At 46.4% G+C, this 19,963-nt stretch carries 16 protein-coding genes; 9 read left to right on the top strand and 7 right to left on the bottom strand.

The genetic code is table 11. From position 1 onward, the window contains the following. Window positions 1-47: 47 nt before the first annotated feature. From H6F68_RS05330 to H6F68_RS05320, 3 genes are all read left to right on the top strand, one after another. A complete protein-coding gene (locus H6F68_RS05330) occupies window positions 48-1,976 on the top strand; it encodes an amino acid transporter (RefSeq protein WP_190557083.1) in 1,929 nt (642 codons plus the stop codon). A 19-nt stretch (window positions 1,977-1,995) separates the two neighbouring features. Continuing rightward, complete coding sequence (ubiG, locus tag H6F68_RS05325) at window positions 1,996-2,754, top strand: bifunctional 2-polyprenyl-6-hydroxyphenol methylase/3-demethylubiquinol 3-O-methyltransferase UbiG (RefSeq protein ID WP_190557081.1); 759 nt, start codon at window positions 1,996-1,998, stop codon at window positions 2,752-2,754. Between the two features lie 95 nt (window positions 2,755-2,849). After that, complete coding sequence (locus tag H6F68_RS05320) at window positions 2,850-3,830, top strand: D-glycerate dehydrogenase (protein WP_199299918.1); 981 nt, start codon at window positions 2,850-2,852, stop codon at window positions 3,828-3,830. Window positions 3,831-3,837: 7 nt separating this feature from the next. Here the strand turns inward: H6F68_RS05320 and H6F68_RS05315 are convergent, their stop codons facing one another. Continuing rightward, window positions 3,838-4,335, bottom strand: coding sequence for a pentapeptide repeat-containing protein (locus H6F68_RS05315; RefSeq protein ID WP_190557079.1), 498 nt, complete (start codon window positions 4,333-4,335; stop codon window positions 3,838-3,840). A 105-nt stretch (window positions 4,336-4,440) separates the two neighbouring features. Between H6F68_RS05315 and H6F68_RS05310 the strand changes: the two genes are divergently transcribed. Beyond that, window positions 4,441-4,794 (top strand): Spx/MgsR family RNA polymerase-binding regulatory protein, encoded by a 354-nt coding sequence (locus tag H6F68_RS05310; RefSeq protein WP_190557077.1) that lies wholly within the window; start codon window positions 4,441-4,443, stop codon window positions 4,792-4,794. A 130-nt stretch (window positions 4,795-4,924) separates the two neighbouring features. Here H6F68_RS05310 and H6F68_RS05305 read toward each other — a convergent pair whose 3' ends face one another. Together H6F68_RS05305 and H6F68_RS05300 are read right to left on the bottom strand one after the other, a co-directional pair. Continuing rightward, the gene (locus H6F68_RS05305) at window positions 4,925-5,491 is read right to left on the bottom strand and encodes an HdeD family acid-resistance protein (RefSeq protein WP_190441856.1); all 567 of its coding nucleotides are present in this window, start codon (window positions 5,489-5,491) and stop codon (window positions 4,925-4,927) included. A 131-nt stretch (window positions 5,492-5,622) separates the two neighbouring features. Further along, entirely contained in the window at window positions 5,623-7,146 is a 1,524-nt protein-coding gene (locus H6F68_RS05300; protein WP_190441857.1) for an ATP-binding protein, read from the bottom strand. Between the two features lie 230 nt (window positions 7,147-7,376). Between H6F68_RS05300 and H6F68_RS05295 the strand changes: the two genes are divergently transcribed. Together H6F68_RS05295 and H6F68_RS05290 are read left to right on the top strand one after the other, a co-directional pair. Beyond that, on the top strand, window positions 7,377-13,670 hold the full coding sequence (locus H6F68_RS05295; RefSeq protein WP_206755502.1) for a hybrid sensor histidine kinase/response regulator: 6,294 nt from the start codon (window positions 7,377-7,379) through the stop codon (window positions 13,668-13,670). 67 nt (window positions 13,671-13,737) lie between these two features. After that, window positions 13,738-14,106 (top strand): DUF2237 family protein, encoded by a 369-nt coding sequence (locus tag H6F68_RS05290; protein ID WP_190557073.1) that lies wholly within the window; start codon window positions 13,738-13,740, stop codon window positions 14,104-14,106. A 32-nt stretch (window positions 14,107-14,138) separates the two neighbouring features. Here H6F68_RS05290 and H6F68_RS05285 read toward each other — a convergent pair whose 3' ends face one another. Further along, window positions 14,139-15,347: a hypothetical protein gene (locus H6F68_RS05285; protein WP_190557071.1), complete on the bottom strand. Its 1,209-nt coding sequence runs from the start codon at window positions 15,345-15,347 to the stop codon at window positions 14,139-14,141. Window positions 15,348-15,551: 204 nt separating this feature from the next. Between H6F68_RS05285 and H6F68_RS05280 the strand changes: the two genes are divergently transcribed. Next, window positions 15,552-17,060, top strand: a complete 1,509-nt coding sequence (locus H6F68_RS05280; RefSeq protein WP_190557069.1) for a glycosyl hydrolase family 57 — start codon at window positions 15,552-15,554, stop codon at window positions 17,058-17,060. A gap of 26 nt (window positions 17,061-17,086) precedes the next feature. Here the strand turns inward: H6F68_RS05280 and H6F68_RS05275 are convergent, their stop codons facing one another. Continuing rightward, a complete protein-coding gene (locus H6F68_RS05275) occupies window positions 17,087-17,353 on the bottom strand; it encodes a hypothetical protein (RefSeq protein WP_190557067.1) in 267 nt (88 codons plus the stop codon). Between the two features lie 468 nt (window positions 17,354-17,821). On the opposite strand from H6F68_RS05275, the gene H6F68_RS05270 reads away from it, so the two are divergent. After that, window positions 17,822-17,986, top strand: a complete 165-nt coding sequence (locus H6F68_RS05270) for a hypothetical protein (protein ID WP_190557194.1) — start codon at window positions 17,822-17,824, stop codon at window positions 17,984-17,986. A 32-nt stretch (window positions 17,987-18,018) separates the two neighbouring features. Here H6F68_RS05270 and H6F68_RS05265 read toward each other — a convergent pair whose 3' ends face one another. Then, complete coding sequence (locus H6F68_RS05265; protein WP_190557065.1) at window positions 18,019-18,621, bottom strand: cysteine hydrolase family protein; 603 nt, start codon at window positions 18,619-18,621, stop codon at window positions 18,019-18,021. A 331-nt stretch (window positions 18,622-18,952) separates the two neighbouring features. Between H6F68_RS05265 and H6F68_RS05260 the strand changes: the two genes are divergently transcribed. After that, window positions 18,953-19,144 (top strand): hypothetical protein, encoded by a 192-nt coding sequence (locus H6F68_RS05260; protein WP_190441867.1) that lies wholly within the window; start codon window positions 18,953-18,955, stop codon window positions 19,142-19,144. A 47-nt stretch (window positions 19,145-19,191) separates the two neighbouring features. On the opposite strand, the gene H6F68_RS05255 is transcribed toward H6F68_RS05260, so the two are convergent. Beyond that, window positions 19,192-19,530 (bottom strand): hypothetical protein, encoded by a 339-nt coding sequence (locus H6F68_RS05255; RefSeq protein WP_242065362.1) that lies wholly within the window; start codon window positions 19,528-19,530, stop codon window positions 19,192-19,194. Between the last annotated feature and the right edge of the window lie 433 nt (window positions 19,531-19,963).

The following is a 19,963-nucleotide window of genomic DNA, read 5'->3' as shown; positions in this document are numbered from 1 at the left end:
ACTGCTTGCCATAAGCTAATAAAAGCTATGTAGCAGGAGTCGCGTTGATGGCTGGACCCATTATTCCACCCAGGCAGTACCACAAAAACCTCGGTCGCTGGTTACTGAACGACAATCGATCGGGGAAGGAAGGCCGACATTCTAGACACCCTTGGTGGCAAGTCATGTGCCTGACTGGGGTTGATTACTTCTCCACCTTGGGATATCAACCCGGTATTGCTGCTCTAGCAGCAGGGGCGCTTTCTCCGTTAGCCACCTTAATTTTGGTGTTGCTGACTCTATTTGGCGCACTGCCCATTTATCGTCGGGTCGCAGCCACTAGTCCTCACGGAGAGGGGTCGATTGCCATGCTAGAGCATTTGCTTTCTTGGTGGCAGGGGAAGCTGTTTGTGCTATGCCTTCTGGGGTTTGTGGCCACTGATTTCATTATTACGATGACGCTTTCGGCAGCGGATGCCACGGCTCATATTGTCGAAAATCCTCTGGTCCCACACTTTTTGCATGGGCAAGTAGTTGGGATTACTCTAGTCTTGATCGCTTTGTTAGGCGCTGTATTCCTCAAAGGATTTCAAGAAGCGATCGGACTGGCTGTTTTCTTGGTCGCTACCTATCTACTGCTGAATTTAGTCACCATTGGCGTTGGGGCATACCAAATTCTGCAAAACCCAGTGGTCATTACCAACTGGCAAACAGGTTTACTCGCCAACCACGGCAACCCTCTCGCCATGCTGGCAATCTCTGCACTACTGTTTCCCAAGTTAGCCCTAGGATTATCAGGGTTTGAGACGGGTGTAGCCGTTATGCCCCTAGTAAAAGGTAGCGGCAGTGACGCTGAGAATCATCCTAGAGGGCGGATTCGTAACACCCATAAACTGCTGACGACTGCTGCGGTGATTATGAGCTTCTTTTTGATTACGAGTAGCTTAGTGACCACGCTCTTAATCCCTGCGGCAGAATTTCAAGCGGGGGGCAAAGCGAATGGCCGAGCCCTAGCTTATCTCGCCCACTTCTACCTCGGCGACATCTTTGGTACTGTTTACGACCTCAGCACGATCGCAATTCTCTGGTTTGCTGGGTCATCGGCAATGGCAGGACTACTCAATATTGTGCCGCGCTACTTGCCGCGCTATGGCATGGCTCCCGACTGGGCTAGGGCATCTCGACCCTTGGTACTGGTTTACACAGCGATCGCCTTTGTCGTCACCATTTTGTTTAAGGCAAATGTGGAGGCTCAGGGAGGCGCTTATGCGACGGGTGTATTGGTGTTGATGAGTTCGGCGGCTTTTGCCGTGACTTTAGCGGCTCATCGGCGGCGATCGCAACGAGGCAGAATCATCTTTGGCACTATCACATTTGTCTTTCTCTATACGACAATCGTTAACATCATTGAGCGACCTGAAGGGATTCGGATTGCTGGCTTCTTTATTGGCACCATCATTGCCACTTCTTTGATCTCACGAGTTTGGCGCTCTACCGAGTTACGGGTCGAGAAGATTGTCATGGATGACGTCGCTCAGAGCTTTATTGCTCAGGAGAGCCAAGGAACGGTGAGGTTAATTGCCAATCGCCCGAATGAGAGCGATGTGCGTGAGTACTGCTTAAAAGAGCAGGAAGTGAGAGATGACAACCATATTCCGCCCACTGACTCAATTCTGTTTCTCGAAATTCAAGTCTCAGATGCCTCGGAATTTACAGAAACTATTTGGGTACGAGGTGTGCAAGTAGGCGATTATCGCATTCTGCAAGCGAAGGGAGCAGCAGTACCAAATACTATTGCCGCTATCCTTTTATATATCCGTGACCAAACTGGCAAGCTACCTCATGCCTACTTTGGCTGGGCGGAGGGCAATCCGATTCAATACTTGCTACGCTTCATTTTGTTTGGCGAAGGAGATATTGCCGTCGTGACTCGTGAAGTGCTGCGTAAGGCCGAAAAAGATCCAGAGCAGCGTCCTGGAATTCATGTGGGTGGTTAAGGATTAGTTGGGAGGTTCTATGAGACAACCCAATGACTTGGCATTTTATGACCTGAGCGCAGACCAGTGGTGGAGCGAAACAGCTAAGATTTATGCGCTCCACCATCTGAACGCTCCTCGCTTTGCATATTTCGATCGCCATATTTCCCATTGGCAAGGCTTAAGCGTCTTAGATGTCGGATGTGGCGGTGGGTTTTCTTGCGAATTTCTGGCTCATTGGGGCGCGATCGTGTCAGGCATTGACCAATCTCGTAACTGTATTGCCAAAGCTCAGGAACATGCTCTCAGCAACCAATTAGCGATCGCCTACCAACACGGCTATGCCGAAGCGCTCCCCTATGCTGATCATGCTTTTGATGTGGTCATCTGTGTGGATGTGTTGGAACATGTTGATAATCTCAACCAGACGATCGCAGAAATTCATCGCGTGCTGAAACCCGGAGGTACCTTCTGTTTCGACACCATCAATCGCACCCTGAAGTCAAAGCTGATCATGATTTGGCTGCTAGAAAACATCTTGCGAGAGATTCCAGCAGGCATTCATGATTGGCAAAAATTTATCCCACCTCAAGAGCTAACTGCTTTGCTGCGATCGCACCATTTTGAGGAGATCGAGATCAAAGGTTTCAATATCTTCGGAGAGACGGTGCTGGATAATCTGACTGCCTATTGGCAATATCGCAAAACCCAGGGTTTCCAGATCAGCATCAATGAAGATACGTCGGTTATGTATATTGGCAAAGCGAAAAAGGCGATCGCTACTTCATTCAACTCCTGAGTTGCGATCGCCTTTTAGCGCAAATATCTATATTTATTTGTCAATTCCAGACGAGCTTGAGTTAAGGCGCGAAGATGGACTGTATGTGGAGTTAAATGATGTCCCAGTTTAAAGTCCTGATTACGCGCCGTTTACCTACCACTTTAGAGAAGCTGGAAGCGATCGCTGAAATTGAAGTTTGGCCAGAGCGACAACCACCCGCTTATGACGTGTTGCGAGAGAAGGTACAGGCGATTGATGGGTTGCTTTGTCTCCTGACCGATCAAATTGATCAAGCTTTGATCGCAGCCAATCCCGCTTTAAAAGTAATTAGCCAAATGGCGGTAGGTTTCGACAACATTGATATTGCTGCCGCCACCGTCCACAAAATTCCGGTAGGCCATACCCCAGGAGTACTAACTGATGCTACGGCAGATCTCACTTGGGCCTTGTTGATGGCAGCGGCGCGACGAGTGGTAGAGGGCGATCGCTTTACCCGCCAAGGAAAGTGGCAAACTTGGGAACCTGATTTGCTATTAGGGCCAAATGTTTCTGGCGCGACTTTGGGGATTGTGGGGTTTGGGCGGATTGGTCAAGCCATGGCCCGCCGAGCCAAAGGTTTCGAGATGCGGATTCTTTACACAGATCCTCATCGAGCTGCACCTGAGCTAGAGCAAGATTTAGGAGCAGAATTCGTCTCCTTTGATCAACTTCTACAAGAAGCAGACTTTGTCACGATTCATACGGTGCTCTCGGCAGAGACGCATCATTTATTTAGCGATCGCCAATTTGAGCAAATGCAGCGATCGGCAATTCTAATTAATACTGCCCGTGGGCCGATTGTCGATCCAGCAGCATTGTACCGAGCGCTGAGTGCAGAGCAGATTGCTGGGGCGGCTCTAGATGTCACCGACCCAGAACCAATTCCCACCGATAGTCCTTTGTTGACGCTGGAGAACCTGATTATCACGCCGCATATTGGCAGTGCTAGTCGGCAAACTCGCAAACAAATGGCAGATATTGCGATCGCCAACTTAATAGCAGGACTCAAGGGCGATCGCTTACTTCATTGCGTTAATCCTGAAGTGTATGGATAGCAGTTACTTAGGAGCACTCCAAGGAATCGCGGGTATCTATTCCAGTGACAGGGTTGGTGCCACTAGCAGATTTGCACATTTCTAGCAGTTGATTGCGATCGAGCACCGCGAAGCTAAAATCAGCGCCTGTGATTTTGGCCCCCCGGAAATTGGTCTTCAGCAGCATGGCAGAGGTGAGCACTGCATCACTCAGGTCAACGCCCGAAAAGTCGCTGAGATAAGCAATCCCATTGCTAAAATCCGCCCCGTGAAAGTTAGCTTTCTTAGCGATAGAACCGTTAAAAACGGCTCCTTGCAAGTTAGCGTTGCTAAAATTGGCTTCTATCAGCTTGGCATTACTAAATTCTGCCTTTGCTAAATCTTGGCCAGAAAAGTCTTTAACGACAGATTTCACATCATCGTAAGCTCGAATGGCTGCTGAGCTAGCGGCTTGAGTCGGTAGCGGCACCGTTACCAGAGCCAGCAGACATATCAAAATTCCTAGAAGAGGCCGAATTACACGCATGAGGAATCAAAGAATTTAGTTGCTTACCGTCACTAAACTTAACATTTGATATACTACGCGCGATCGCTTTGATCAGTTTTTCGGGCAGAAACAGAGCTAACTGGCATGATTAAGGTTTACGGAATTCCCAACTGCACCACTTGCAAAAAAGCTTTCAAGTGGCTGGATGAGCACAGCATCGACTACGAGTTCATCAATACAAAAGAGCATCCGCCAGATCAGGCCAGCATTCAGGCGTGGGTGAACCAACTAGGCGCGAAGCCAATGCGTAACACCTCCGGTCAGTCCTACCGAGCCTTGGGTGAGGAGAAAAGCACTTGGACCGAGGAGCAATGGATTGAGGCTTTTAGCCAAGATGCCATGCTGCTAAAGCGACCTTTGTTTGTCAAAGATGAGGCAGCCGTATTAATCGGTTTCAAAGATAAGGAGGAGGTGATTCGAGAAAAATTAGGGGTATAAAGCGATCGCTGGTTCTCTCTGATCGCTACTGAAAACGACAGGGGCAAGCATTTAAGCCATAGTCTAGGGTCTTGTTTTAGACCCAACGGCTGAATGCTCCGCCCCTACCTAGCTGGCGTTGATTGACGGTTTACGCAGAAGCGGTTTGGTCAGAATGCCCAGCAGCACCAGAATTTATGGAGAGCATGATGCGGGAAATACCAGTGAAGAGCACGCTAACTCCCACTAAGGTACCGATCAGCCAAGGTGCATTGAAGGGCCACTGGAACCAAATCATGACGCCGAGTAGTAGAGTCACGATACCGTTGGTCAATACCCAAGTCCAGTTTTCTTGGGGGCGGAGGCGGAACGCCAAAATCAGCTCAAATGTACCTTCAGTCAACAAGAAGCCACCTAACAACAGGGTCAGAGTCAAAACACCTGTCAGAGGGTTAGAGAACAGCATGACACCTGTAGCAACATAGAGCGCACTCAACAGCAGTTTCCAAATAAAACCACCTTGGTTGCGGGTTTGAAAGGCGTAAGCCAATTTAGTTGCGCCAGCAGAAACCAGGATCAGCGAAACCCAACTCTCAGTCACAATGGTAGAGATTTGAGGCAAGGCGATCGCGGCAATGCCTAAAACAACAAGCAGGATACCAATCCAGAGCGATCGATTCGTTTCTTTTTTAATTTCAGGAGAAACATTGGTGGTCATATAGGTTTTTTCCTTAAGCTTCAGCAGGATCTATGCTTAGGCTAGGGAATTTATGCAGAACTTTACACAGCCCTAGGATAGACCCTGCTGTATAAAAGATCAGGCAAGCGGAGAGCTACCAGCTAAACAAGTTAAGCAATTGAAGCACTCCTTAGGCTCACTTCCTCTCTAGCTAATACTTTAGGCTGTAGCGAATCTACGCTCAGAGCCTGAGGAATTTCAATCCAGAATTCTGTCCCTTTTCCAGGCTCTGAAAGACACTTCAGCTGACCACCATGCTTGTCCACCACAACGTGGTAACTAATAGACAAACCCAAACCAACTCCTTGACCTGTGGGTTTAGTCGTGAAAAACGGATCAAAGATTTGGTGAATTACATCTTGAGGGATACCCATGCCATTATCAGCAATGCGGATCAGAAGGGTACTTTCTCCCTTTGTGGTTGCGGCTGTAAGGGCGGTGCGGATAGTAATGGTAGGAGGTTGCTTGGCTAACTCGGCGGCTGAGCGGTCCTGACTTGCCTGCTCTAAGGCATGAATGGCATTAGTTAACACATTCATAAAAACTTGGTTCAAGGGGCCGCTGTAGCATTCTGCAATCGGTAAATCGCCGTATTCTTTCACAACTCTAATCGGGGCTGCAGGAGCCTGGAGACGATGTTGCAGAATCAACAGGGTATCGTCTAGCCCGCGATGAATGTCGGTGAGTTCCTTTTGACTTCGATCCTTACCCGAAAAGTTTTGCAGCGATCGCACAATCTGATGAATCCGCCCTGTGCCCACTTCGATTGAAGCCAGGACTTTCTTCAAATCTTTCACGATAAAGTCAGCATCTAGTGCTTCGGCTCGACTTTGGGCTTCGGGGTCGAGTTGAGGGCAACGCTCTTGATAAATAGAGATTAGCTCTAGCAAATCTTCCGCGTAGCGATGGATATGCGGCAAATTGCAGTGAATGAAAGTAACCGGATTATTAATTTCGTGGGCCACTCCCGCCACAAGTTGCCCTAACCCAGACATTTTTTCTGCCTGAACGAGTTGAGTTTGGGCGTGGCGCAACTCACGTAAGGTTTGGTTCAAATGCTGATTGCTACGATGCAAAGCTTCGACTGTGTTCTCTAGCTTCGTAGAAGTCTGCTGTACTTTAGCTAAATTAATTCGTAGCTCCAGTTGAGTAATGACTTGCCGTCCTAGAGCTTGTAAGGCCTTGGCTTGCTCCTCGGTAAGTTGACGAGGTTCGCGATCGATTACACACAAAGTGCCCAGTGCATGGCCATCGGGTGTGACTAAGGGAGCTCCAGCATAAAACCGAATTTGCGGATCGGAGGTGACGAGCGGATTACTAGCAAAGCGATCGTCTTCTAGAGCGTTAGGCACTACAAACAACTCGTCCGGTTGCATAATAGTGTGACTGCAAAACGCAATTTCCCTAGGAGTCTCGGTAGCAGTTACGCCCACCTTAGACTTAAACCACTGTCGATGCGCGTCTACCAAGCTCACTAGAGCCATAGGAGTGCCACAAATATGAGCAGCCAGAGCTGTCAAATCATCAAACGCCTCTTCTGGAGCGGTATCAAGAATCTGGTAGCGGTGAAGCGCGTCCAGCCGATCATTTTCGTTAATCGGTGAGGGGAAGGACTCCGAGTTCAGCTCTGACATGCGTCATATCACGTAGTTATTCAGTAGTCAATGTATCTTAAAGAACATACAAATGTCATCTGCCTTTAGATAGGCCACTAGTACAAGTTCAAGCCCCTGAAGAGCGATCGCTGTACAAATTTAGCCTGCTGAGAGCGAATAACCCTTAAGAAGTTTTGCAAGCAGCTCATGCCTTTCCCCCTGAGCTTAGGTCATCATGGATGCTAGTACGGCTGCGGGTACGACCAACCATGACTATTGCTGGCTACAAACTCCTAGAAGTGATTTATGAGGGCACTAATACTGTCATCTATCGGGCTTCTAAGCAGCCGAAGCATCGCTCTGTCATCATCAAAACCCTGAAAGCTGAGCATCCTTCAGTCGAGGAGCTGGCGACGCTGAGACATGAGTTCAAAATTTTACAGTCCTTAGAGATCGATGGCGTTCTGAAGCCCATCGCTCTGGAGAATTACCACAACGGGCTAGCCTTGATCCTGCCGGATTTTTCTGGGCAATCCCTCAGTGAATATTTCAATGAATATTGCGATCGCCAAGCATTGGACTTGACCCAGTTTTTGCAGATTGCGGTGCAACTGGCAGAAATTTTGGCTCAACTACATCAACAACACATTCTGCACAAGGATATTAAACCCCAAAATATCCTGATTCATCCTGAGACTAAGCAAGTCAAAATCATTGACTTCAGTATTGCTTCTCGTCTATCTAGAATTGCTTCTCGTCTATCTAGAGAAAACCAAGTCGCAAACCAGCTCAATTTGCTCGAAGGCAGTCTCGCTTATATGTCTCCAGAGCAAACGGGAAGGATGAATCGCGCCATTGACTACCGAGCCGATTTTTACTCTTTAGGTGTTACCTTCTACGAACTGCTCACAGGCCAGCTACCTTACCAAGGTACAGATCCCCTAGAGCTAATTCATTGCCACATTGCTAAAGCTCCCATCTCTCCAAGGGAGATCAATCCAGCAATTCCTCCAGCGATCGCTGACATTGTGATGAAGTTGCTTGCCAAGACGGCTGAGGAGCGTTATCAAAGTGGCTTGGGGCTGAAGGCCGATCTAGAAACTTGTCTGCAACAGTTACAAACCTCTGGTGAGATTGCCCCCTTTAAAGTTGGAGAATTGGATTCATTTAGTCAATTTTCGATTCCCCAAAAGCTATATGGGCGCGATCGGGAAGTTGGTTTACTAATGAATGCTTTCGCTCGCATCGCTTGCCCGAAAGATAACCAACCTAGAGCCGAAATGATGTTGGTCAGCGGTTACTCCGGGATTGGCAAATCTTCTTTGGTAAACGAAGTCCATAAACCGATCGCGGAACAGCGGGGATACTTTATCTCCGGGAAGTTTGATCAATTCAAGCGCAATATCCCCTATGCTTCTCTAATTCGAGCTTTTCAAGAGTTGGTCCAGCAAATTCTCACGGAGAGTGATGAGAAGATCCGAGTGTGGCGGACCAAGTTATCTGAAGCTTTGGGAGGCAATGCTCAAGTCATTATTGATGTAATTCCAGAAGTAGTCCGCATTATGGGGCCACAGCCTCCGGTTCCTGAACTAGGTCCGGCGGAATTACAGAATCGCTTCCACCGAGTATTCAAACAGTTTATCCGGGTATTCAGCCAAGCCGAGCATCCTCTAGTTGTGTTTCTCGATGATCTGCAATGGGCGGATTTGCCTTCCTTAAACCTACTGGAGTCCGTTATCAGCGACCCCAGCACTCAGTATTTGTTGCTAATTGGAGCCTATCGCGACAATGAGGTTAGTGCCACTCATCCCTTGATGCATACCCTTAAGCAAATTCAACAGGCTGGAGCCAGCATTAATCAAATCATTCTCCAACCTTTGACTGTGAGCCATGTGAATCAATTAGTGGCGGATACTTTACGCACCACCCCGGATGAGATTGCAGCTTTAGCCGCATTGATTTTTGAAAAAACCCAAGGCAATCCCTTCTTTTCGACTCAGCTCTTAAAATCGCTTTATCAAGAAAACTTAGTCTGCTTTAACTTCGAGCAAAACTGCTGGAAATGGGATATTGCTGCTCTGCAAAACATTGAGATTACTGAAAATGTTGTAGAGCTGATGATTGGTCAAATTCAAAGACTGGCGGAGCCGACCCAAGATGCTTTAAAGCTAGCTGCTTGTATTGGCAATGAATTTACCCTGGATGTTTTAGCGATCGCTCATCAAAAGTCCGAGATAGAAACAGCGGCAGATTTGTGGCCAGCCCTAGAAGTAAGCTTAGTTTCTCCGCTCAACAGCTTCTACAAAATCCCTCTAGCTTATAGCTCTGACGCAATAGATGGGGTGTTCAAGGAAACTAATAGTTCCAATCCTGCAACTGCTTTAACTACTTCAGATTCAACTGTATATAAGTTTCTGCATGACCGAGTGCAGCAAGCGGCTTATTCTCTCATCCCAGAGTCTCAAAAACAAAGAACTCACTTAAAAATTGGTCAGTTACTACTACAGAATTCAACTCCTGAAGAGCAAAAAGAAAATATTTTTGCTTTAGTTAATCAGCTCAACTATGGCATCAATTTGCTTAGTGCAGAGACAGAAAAATATGAGTTGGCTGCCCTTAATTTAACTGCTGGACAGAAGGCAAAAGCATCGGCTGCCTATGAGTCTGCCATTCGTTATTTAAGCGCAGGTTTGGGATTGTTAGCAACAAATAGCTGGCAAAATCAGTACGAATTATCTTTAGCTCTTTACGAAGCAGCTACAGAGACTGCTTACCTCAACGGCAACTTTGCACAGATGCAGGAATGGGCCACTACTGTCCTGCAAAAAGCTAAAGTTCCCACTGACAAAATGAAGGTTTATGAAGTTAGAATTCAAGCTTGCATGGCCCAAGTTCAACCGCTTGAAGCCGTCAAAATAGGATTGCAAGCCTTGGAACTATTAGGGGTAAAGTTACCTGAATCACCTACCCCCTCTAACATTGAGCAGATGCTGTCTAAAACTACTACTAGTTTGACTGGTAGAAATATTGAAGATTTGATCAATCTGCCTTTAATGACAGAAGTAGATAAGCTAGCTGCTATACGCATGCTTACAAGTATGGGTTCTCCTACTTATCAAGCAGCACCCGCCCTCTTTCCATTAGTTACCTGCGAACAGGTTATTCTATCGATTCAATATGGTAATGCACCTTTTTCCAGTTATGGATATGTTTGTTATAGCGTCCTCCTCAATGGAGTATTTTCAGATATTGAATTGGCTTATAAATTCGGTAGATTAGCTTTAAGTTTGGTAGAGCGTTTCAACACTTTAGAACTAAAAACAAGCATATTTTTTATTGCGGGAGCTTGCACAATGCATGGCAAGGTTCATGTTAAAGAAACTCTACAGCTACTCCAAGATGCATACTTGCACGGGTTAGAGAACGGACAGTTTGAGTATGGTTGCTATGCTGCCATGCAGAGATGCCAACATTTATACTTCGTTGGTCAAGAATTGCCGAAGCTAGAACAGGAAATGGTAACTCTTAGTGCTGCTTTTGCCCAGCTCAACCAAGAAAATACCCTCGCCTGGAATCAAATATTTCAACAGTCAGTTTTCAACTTACTGCAACCTACAACAAATTCCTATCGTTTAGTCGGTGAAGTGTATGACGAAGATTACTCATTGTCCCTGCTTCAGAAGGCCAATTCTAGGACTACTCTCCACTACTTTTATCTCAATAAGCTGATTCTTTGTTATTTATTTGGAGAATACCAAAAAGCTCTGGAGAATGCCGATTTAGCCGAACAGTATTTAGATGGAGTACGAGCATTTCTAGTAGTACCAGTCTGTCATTTCTATGATTCTTTGGCACAACTCAGCATTTATCCATCGGCATCGCAGGCTCAACAATCTCACCTTTTGAGCAAAGTAGATAGTAATCAGGAGAAGATGCGTAACTGGGCCGCTCATGCCCCAATGAACTTTCAGCATAAATATGAGCTAGTAGAAGCAGAAAAAGCGCGAGTTTTAGGGCAAATTGCTGAGGCTAGAGAGTTATATGATCAGGCGATCGCTGGAGCTAAAGAACATGGATATCTGCAAGAAGAAGCGCTGGCAAATGAGCGAGCCGCAGAATTTTATTTCGCTCTGGGTCGGAATAAGTTTGCTCAGGAATACTTAAGCGAAGCCTACTATGGCTATGTGCGCTGGGGGGCGATCGCTAAAGTTAAACACCTAGAAGCAAAATATATAGATGTTTTTGCTCGTACCCAGCAGCGAGGTAGCTCCCAACTTACTAAACAGCAAACTCATCGCTCTACCAGTGGTGATCATACTCAAACACTGGATTTAGCCACCATCCTCAAGGCATCTCAAGTACTTTCCAGTGAGATTGTTTTGACGAGGCTGCTAGAGAAACTCATGCAGATTGTGATGGAAAATGCGGGTGCAGAACTAGGATTATTACTGCTAGAGCAAGCAGGAGAGTTAGAGGTTGCAGCCTTTGGCAGCACTAGCAGAGATGTTTTGGCATGGCAGTCTCAGATCACAACCGCCATTGAAGATCCAGTTGCCCAGTATCCCTATCCCACGTCAATCATCAACTATGTTGCTAGAACCCATGAGCCTGTTGTGCTCAATGATGCGGGCTGCGAAGGAGCTTTCACCTCAGATGCATATATTAGAAAATATCAACCTAAGTCAGTTTTATGTGCACCGATTCTGCATCAAGGCAAGCTAACTGGGACTCTTTATTTAGAAAACAATCTAACGACTGGAGCCTTTACTTCAGAACGCTTAGAAGTTTTACAGTTACTTGCTTCTCAAGCCGCCATTTCGATTGAGAATGCTCGTCTTTACGCTGACTTGGAAGAAGCGAATCGGACTTTAGAAGCCAAAGTTGAGGAACGAACTTTAGACTTGCAGCAGGAAATTCGCGATCGCCAACGGGCAGAAGAAGTAGCTGAGGCTGCTAGTCGGGCCAAAAGCGAGTTTCTCGCAAACATGAGCCATGAACTGAGAACTCCGCTCAATGGCATTTTAGGATATGCTCAGATTCTCAAGAAGAATAAAGCTTTAACAGAGTCGCAAAAGAATGGTTTGAGCGTGATTCATCAATGTGGAGAGCATCTACTGATGTTGATCAACGACGTCTTAGACCTTTCCAAAATTGAAGCTCGCAAGATGGAACTCTACTTCAGTGATGTCTTGTTCTCAGAGTTTTTGGCAGGAGTTGTAGAGATTTGCCGCATTCGAGCTGAGCAAAAGGGAATATTATTCACCTACAAACCGCTTCCCCCCCTCCCCCGCTTGGTGCGAATGGATGAGAAGCGTTTGCGCCAAGTTCTGATTAACTTATTAGGAAATGCGATTAAGTTTACGGAAAACGGTGGCGTAACTTTCAAAGTTGGCTATGTCAGCAGTTTTTCATCTTCAGCTTTAGGTAACGAATTACTCCCTCCAATCGCAAATATTTCATCCAACACTCCACTGGCTGCGGCTAAGTTGGAAAGTTCTCAGGTGCCAAATGCCACCACACTCCGCTTTCTGATCGAAGACACGGGCATTGGGATTACCCCCGCCCACCTCCAGGAGATTTTTCTGCCATTTCGCCAAGTTAGCGAACACTATCGCCAAACCGAGGGAACAGGCTTGGGCCTCTCAATTAGCCGTCAACTGGTACAGCTCATGGGGAGTGACATTCAAGTACAAAGTGCGCCTGGGCAGGGAAGCAGTTTTTGGATTGATTTGGATCTCACTGAAGCTTCTCACTTATCTGATACTACTCGCTGCGATCGCAGTATTTGTGGATATAAAGGCGATCGGCGAAAAATTATGGTGATAGATGACAAAGAGGACAATCGTTTAGTGCTAATCAACCTGCTACGGCCATTAGGATTTCAGGTATTGGAAGAGACCAATGGCCGGGAGGGGTTGCGTAAAGCGTATGAGTTTGAGCCAGATGTCATTTTGATGGATTTGGTCATGCCTGGCATGGATGGGTTTGAAGCGACTCGCCAAATTCGTCTGTCTCCAGTTCTCCAGCACATTGTGGTCATTGCCACTTCAGCCAGCATCTTTGCGATGGATCGACAGCAGAGCCAGGAAGTAGGTTGCAATGATTTTCTGCCCAAGCCGATTCGTGAAGCAGAGCTACTGGAGCGTCTAAGCCATCACCTAAAACTAGAATGGATTTACGAGGAAGCTGAGGGCGAGAGCTTAGCATCGGGTCTTGAAACTAGAGATATTCTTCAGGAAACAAAACAGAACCCATCGACAAATATTTCTGATATTGCTGATCCTAGTCGGCAGGCGATCGCAGCAGGATCTCTTTCTTACTCTTCCGTAGAAGCAAGCGACAGCCCTTCTGCATCCTTAGTGGCTCCCTCTGCTGAAGAAATTTCAGCTTTATTGCACTTAGCGATGATGGGCGACCTGAAAGCCCTAACGGAGAGAGCAGCTAGATTAGAACTGCTTGATCCGCAATTTTTACCTTTTGCAACCCATCTTCGCCAGTTGGCTAAGGGTTTCAAAATGCGACAAATCATAGAATTTATTAAGCAATTTCAACAACCTCAATAACACTCCACCTCAAATCCACCTAAACTGGTAACCTAAGCAATCAGAAATTTTAGAGAGCAGGAGTAGCATGACAGAAGCACGCAACGTACTAGGTGGAACCCTCGAAACTTGCTGCACCTCACCCATGACCGGATACTACCGAGATGGCAAGTGCAATACAGGTGGTGGTGATTTTGGAGCCCATGTAGTTTGTGCCCAAATGACTGAAGAGTTTTTAGCCTTTACCAAGGAGCAAGGTAACGATCTGAGCACGCCAGTTCCAGCTTTTGAGTTTCCAGGTTTGCAGCCTGGCGATCGCTGGTGTTTGTGTGCCTCCCGCTGGAAGGAAGCTTTAGATGCAGGCATGGCTCCTCCTGTTGTTTTAGCTGCCACCCATGCCTCAGCCTTGGAATATGCTTCTCTAAACGAACTAAAGCAACATGCCAGCGATCGCTAGCTGCACTGTTTAGCTAGCTGTACTGTTTTAGGCTACGACAAAAGCTTACCAATCGCAGAGCGCAACCAAGACTCGTAGTGAAAAAGTAAAAAGGCGAGAATAGGAGCCGTGATACAGCCTGCTACTAGGCATCCCACGATAGTTGCGAGATCCGCGTTAAAGTACTCACTGGCTAGGATTACCAAATCGTTGTCAATGATTCCGCCCTTACCTTCGTCGTACCAAGACTGAAAATCTAAATCGTAAAGCAACTGCCATGAGAACTGGAGATCGCTAAACAAGGTAAAGAAACCCATCATGGCATAGATAGTGCGATCGCCATCCATATGACGAAAGTAACCACTTATTGATAAATAAAGACAAATAAAAATAGCCAAAATCTCCATGCCATGCCCCATAAAGGTTGACAAAATGAGATTCCAATCGGTAAGTAGGCAGAAGCTATAAAGCCCTGCCAACCCAACCAGAACACCTTGTAGGCGAGGATAAACCCGACAGAGCCAAATTGAATAGGCGATCGCCAAATAAATCAGCCCTAGAATTAGCCAAGATTGCTCAAAGCTCATGGTGATTCCACCTCCGAAGGCGAAATCAATCATCGGAATGGCAGGACGACCAAATAACCAGTGAGTCAAAGCATGCCCTACCTCATGCACCATGACCAAAAATCCCCGAAATAGTAGTTTCAGCGGACTGAGGATAAACAAGATCACTGCCAATCCCAACCCTGTTAAGACTGCACCCCAACCTTCAGCTGTTACAGCTTGAGGTTGATGCTGAGTTGATGAGCGAGAAGGGCTTTGTCTACGGGTACTGTAGAAAACTAGCTTTCCTTTTTTAGTGGCAGATGGCTGCTGTAAACAGGGTGAGGTCTGGCTTTCATTTTGTTCAAAATCTCCCTGCTTAGTGAGTTCTCGGTCTTGCAGTGTTGGTTGAATCCTAGATGGCTGCTGGGGCTGCTGAAGTCGTATTTCTTTTTGCCAGCTAAACATTTTTGCCCCTGTTTCTCGACCATACACTTCAACTCTTTCTAGCGATTCTGGTTGGATATGTGACATCACCTGTTGCATTAAGGTCATGGCAGCTAGTGGTTCTGGCGGTGGAGTCGCCTCTAGTAGCACTTGTAAGCAGTTACCCCTGAGATTCACCTTGACAGCAGTTGCCTGTTTCTCAAAAGCTCGATTTAATAAAGTGGCGATCGCCCTACCATCACCTTGCTTGGCTAATTGCACGAGTTCCAAGGCTGACTCCTAGTCTGACTAGTAAAATCAATAACTGAGCGTGTCAAGCACACTACCAGTATTGGCTATGAGATGTAGAGTTCCCAATTTGCGACTACTCTTTGCCAGTCCTACTGTAGCGACAAATTCAATTGGGTTAAGACGATTTCTACTGGAATGAGTCACAATTGAAAGCGATCGCAAAATCAGCATGAAGGAAGTTCTGTGTCTACACAAATTTCGGCTTCCCCTCTTTCCACCTTGACAGAAATCAGATCAGGTCTGCCCAACCTCTGTGGTTGGGAGACAGAGATCAATACAGTGGTGAACCACAATCAACCTATTTTCTCACCTCAGACCAATCTCCAACTAACAGACATTACAGCAGGATTTGCTTGTGCGCTGCATATGCACCAACCCACAATTCCGGCAGGAGCCAATGGTACCCTGATCAGCAACCTGCAATATATGTTTGAGCATCCTGGGGAAGGAGATAACCATAATGCTGATCCTTTTACTTGGTGTTACAGCCGCATGGGAGAGTTTATCCCTCAACTCGTAGCCGAAGGATGCCATCCTCGGATGATGCTCGATTATTCGGGTAATCTATTGTGGGGGCTGCGCCAGCTGGGGCGTGAAGATGTCTTAGATAATCTGAGACGGCTTGCTTGTGACCCCCAGTATCAGCCTTATGTGGAGTGGTTAGGCACCATGTGGAGTCACGCTGTGATTCCTTCTACTCCTATCCCAGATATCAAACTGCATATCCAAGCTTGGCAACAGCACTTTGCAGCTATCTTTGGCTATGACGCTCTAAAGCGGGTAAAGGGTTTCTCACCACCAGAAATGCATCTACCCAATCATCCGGATACGCTATATGAATACATCAAAGCGCTCAAAGAATGTGGCTATCGTTGGCTGATGGTGCAAGAACATTCTGTCGAAAACATAGATGGTTCTGGGTTACAACACGATCAGAAATATATCCCTAACCGATTGGTTGCTCGGAATTGTCATGGAGAAACGATTAGCATTACTGCCCTAATTAAAACTCAAGGCTCAGATACCAAGCTAGTCGGCCAAATGCAGCCTTATTACGAAGCCAAAGGACGCAGCCACCAGCAAATTGGCGATGTTACGGTGCCCTCCCTCGTTACCCAAATTGCTGACGGGGAAAATGGTGGTGTGATGATGAATGAGTTTCCTCAAGCTTTCTTTAAAGCTTGTCATGAAGTGCGGGAGCAAGGTGGAGGGAGAGTTGGCACAGTTGCTCTAAATGGTACTGAGTACTTAGAACTAATTGAAGCAGCGGGTGCTAGTCCGGAAGACTATCCTATTTGCCAAGCTGTCAATCAACACAAAATTTGGCAACGAGTTGATCCAGACAAAGCCACACCTGAAGCAGTGGAGAAAGCGATCGCCGAGCTCAAAGCTACCGACCACCAATTCCATATGGACGGAGCTTCCTGGACCAATCATTTAAGTTGGGTCAATGGCTACGAAAATGTTTTAGACCCCATGAGAAAACTCAGCGCACTGTTTCACGAGAAATATGATCGCCTAGTAGAGCAGGATAGTTCAGTGACGCAGCGATCGGACTATCAAGAAGCGTTACTCTACAATTTGCTCTTACAAACTAGCTGTTTCCGTTACTGGGGTCAAGGCACTTGGACAGATTACGCTCGTGAGTTATATCGACGAGGTGAGGCATCGCTGCTAGCTCGTACTTCATAGCTGATACAACCCAACGTTGACACTTGTTAAACCGATACAACAAACTGGACGAGTGAATCTTCCAAGAGTGAGTATTCTTGGCAAGTAATGAAGTTGTCACTACTCCAATCGTCAATAACTTGTAGCAGCCCTCGAACTGCAAGATCCCGCTGAATTAGCTCTATAGCAGCATCCCAAGCAGCATTGGCGGTTGGAAAAGTTCCAATTTGAATCGTACAAATATGGTGATACCAAACGCTAATCCATCCGCCATCTTTTTGTATTAGCTCAATGGTTTGTCCTAAGTATTCCATAATACAAAACCAAGTTACAGCAGAGGTTAGAGGGTACTTAATACTTTCTTAAGTGTAACGATCGCTCCTATCTCTCCTCTTCTGCCAAAAGAAAAATCAAGCGCCTGCAAGCATCCCTCTTAAGGAACGACTCAAACTCCAGCAAGCAAAATTTTTTATCTCGCTCCAGTTTTTTGTACCTTCTTACTTAGTCCTGCGGCAGGATGTAGTTTTTTCAGGACACAGACACCATGACTAAATAAATTAGTTTAAGCGGTGTAAATTATGAGCGCTGGAAAAAAACCTGCTTTTCAATTCGGTCTCAGCATCATTCTGGGAGTTCTGACTATTATTGCCATTTCCTCAGCCTCCTATCTAGGACTCATGAACTTCTAAATTCTGACCACTAATAAACCTAAACGGCGATCGCAGCGATGTTTTTAGCTCTGATCGCTGTTTTTGTTTCGAAGCGCTACCGTGGAGGACTTCATGACACGGCCTCGACTCTGCCATGATCAGCAAGAAGTAGGTTCGAGTGTCCCATCCATGAATAGCGATCTAATTATTTTCCTCGCTAGTGTTGGTATTTTAGCGTTGTACTTGGTTTTTTCCGCCTTCACCGAAATGGGCACTAAGCTGCCTTGGAAAAAGTAACTTGTAAAGTACTACTTCCTAACTAACGAGCGTTAGCCCCAGAGTTGAGTGACTTCTGTAGCAGTTGAAATATAGGCAAAAACATCACTCATACAGAGTAAGGCTGCTGTGTAGTGGTCTACCGTAACCCCTGCGATCGCATCCCGTGGCACAATTACTCGATAGTCTAGGTTTCGTGCCGTGAAGACTGTGCTCATGACACAAACATGAGCCGTAACTCCACAACAAACTAAATTTTCAATCTTTTGCGATCGTAGTAATAGATCTAGCTCAGTGCCCATAAAGCAGTCGTATCGGCGCTTATTTAAGATACGGTAATCTTGCGGCTGTACATCTAAGCCATCTGTAAGCTCACAACCTGGCGTTCCTTCTAGGCAATGTACTGGGTCATATTCCAGTTCAATCCCATAGTCACTTTTGTCAGGCCGATGCATCTCATGGGTAAAAATAATGGGCACAGTATGTTGCCTAGCCCAATCGATTAAGCGATTAATCACTGGAACTAGTTCTCGCCCTCCTGGTGTTTCCTGCACAGCCCCCGCATCTACAAAATCCCGCTCCATATCAATGACGAGTAGCGCCGTATTGTTAGGCTGAATCTTCTGAGTTGGAAACGAGCGAACAAGGGGTTCCATCTACTGCAACTAAAAATCCTAAATTTCTACCTAATGCTAACTTTCCAATTTCACACTCGTCAGTTACACAGCTAAAATTGAAGTTTGAAAAAAGCTGAGCTAGTGTAATGGGAGCTAAGAGGGCGATCGCATCCTTGTCGGACCTAAGTTCACAAACCTCAACGTTAGCCAATGCCATCTTGACGGGAAAATCTAAACTTTGTAGAACATTCGGTAAAAATACGAAGATTACGTTGCCTAGATGTTCTCAACTCCGTGTCTTATCGATGGTCAGAACCAACATTTTGCGTCACGCTTACCAATATTATTGACGCAAGATGAAACTATAACTATGGCTAACGTACCTGACACTATCAGCCCCAGAACTCTGTTTTGGTTGTGGTATGACCGGGTACCTCTAGAGCAAAAAACCAAAGCTGCTAGTGACTTCAATCGTTTCGTGAAGCGCGCAGAGTTGGAGGCCAGCCTGCATTTGCCCTCCTTTCAAATGCTAAAATCTCATGCTCACGAGGAACAGCGTTAATTTAACCAGCATCCAATTTTCCCTAGTCATTTCGCGATCGGAGTGACCTAAAATCTCAGCCCGACTTGTCCGTTCACCCCTCGAACCGAGTTATAACCTACTCCAACAAACAAATTGTCAGAAGCATCAACTTGTACACCGCCGGAATAAGCAACACCTTTGTCTTCAGAGTACAGCCCCAAACCCACATAAGGCGAGACGACAGGCAAGTTTACAAACTTAAGCACATCTACTCCAGTGGCACCACCTGGTCCAGTTCCTAGTTCCACACCTAGCCCAACCGCTTTAGCACCTATGGAGAAAGTTGGGTCATCGTCTTTAACTCCCACCGAAACCCAAGGTCGAGGTACTAGTTGGCTGGCTGCTGGCTGAGGTACATATAGCATCACCAGTATCAGAGATGTTATTAAAGTTTTCTTCATCAGCCTAAATTTCACAAAAGACACTCCTAGGCAATTCCATCTCAGCTCAGCACTCGTAAAGCATGCAAGTCAGTTACCTCTATGCGTGCCACAATCCAAAACTAACAGTTAATTGACAAGGTCGCTATCACTGCAGTTCAGTACACAGAAGCCCATGAGGCAGTGGCAGAACGCTAAAAGTAAATTCTCGATTTTGCTGTTTAGTGAGTGCCGTAGGTAAAACAAGGGCTTATGTTGAAGGCATTTCCAGCCCTTCGAAAAACTTTTTCCCACCCCTTGACAATCCCGTGTGGACTTCGTTATATTGGCTAAGCGGTCGAGGGAGAAGGGGCGCGAAAGCGCACCGAATCAGTCGGCCCCCGCACCTAGAAAAGAGAATAGTTTGAAAGCCAAGATA

Source organism: Trichocoleus sp. FACHB-262, from assembly GCF_014696035.1.
GTDB lineage: Bacteria > Cyanobacteriota > Cyanobacteriia > FACHB-46 > FACHB-46 > Trichocoleus.
Note: the sequence above shows the minus strand (reverse complement) of the source record. Positions and strands in the feature narration are given on the sequence as shown.

What these genes read in the sequence shown, in the direction of transcription:
- H6F68_RS05330 (WP_190557083.1), top strand. Translation starts at nt 48, where the DNA reads ATGGCTGGACCCATTATTCCACCCAGGCAGTACCACAAAAACCTCGGT.
- ubiG (WP_190557081.1), top strand. Translation starts at nt 1,996, where the DNA reads ATGAGACAACCCAATGACTTGGCATTTTATGACCTGAGCGCAGACCAG.
- H6F68_RS05320 (WP_199299918.1), top strand. Translation starts at nt 2,850, where the DNA reads ATGATGTCCCAGTTTAAAGTCCTGATTACGCGCCGTTTACCTACCACT.
- H6F68_RS05315 (WP_190557079.1), bottom strand. Translation starts at nt 4,335, where the DNA reads ATGCGTGTAATTCGGCCTCTTCTAGGAATTTTGATATGTCTGCTGGCT.
- H6F68_RS05310 (WP_190557077.1), top strand. Translation starts at nt 4,441, where the DNA reads ATGATTAAGGTTTACGGAATTCCCAACTGCACCACTTGCAAAAAAGCT.
- H6F68_RS05305 (WP_190441856.1), bottom strand. Translation starts at nt 5,491, where the DNA reads ATGACCACCAATGTTTCTCCTGAAATTAAAAAAGAAACGAATCGATCG.
- H6F68_RS05300 (WP_190441857.1), bottom strand. Translation starts at nt 7,146, where the DNA reads ATGTCAGAGCTGAACTCGGAGTCCTTCCCCTCACCGATTAACGAAAAT.
- H6F68_RS05295 (WP_206755502.1), top strand. Translation starts at nt 7,377, where the DNA reads ATGACTATTGCTGGCTACAAACTCCTAGAAGTGATTTATGAGGGCACT.
- H6F68_RS05290 (WP_190557073.1), top strand. Translation starts at nt 13,738, where the DNA reads ATGACAGAAGCACGCAACGTACTAGGTGGAACCCTCGAAACTTGCTGC.
- H6F68_RS05275 (WP_190557067.1), bottom strand. Translation starts at nt 17,353, where the DNA reads ATGGAATACTTAGGACAAACCATTGAGCTAATACAAAAAGATGGCGGA.
- H6F68_RS05270 (WP_190557194.1), top strand. Translation starts at nt 17,822, where the DNA reads ATGACACGGCCTCGACTCTGCCATGATCAGCAAGAAGTAGGTTCGAGT.
- H6F68_RS05265 (WP_190557065.1), bottom strand. Translation starts at nt 18,621, where the DNA reads ATGGAACCCCTTGTTCGCTCGTTTCCAACTCAGAAGATTCAGCCTAAC.
- H6F68_RS05260 (WP_190441867.1), top strand. Translation starts at nt 18,953, where the DNA reads ATGGCTAACGTACCTGACACTATCAGCCCCAGAACTCTGTTTTGGTTG.
- H6F68_RS05255 (WP_242065362.1), bottom strand. Translation starts at nt 19,530, where the DNA reads ATGCTATATGTACCTCAGCCAGCAGCCAGCCAACTAGTACCTCGACCT.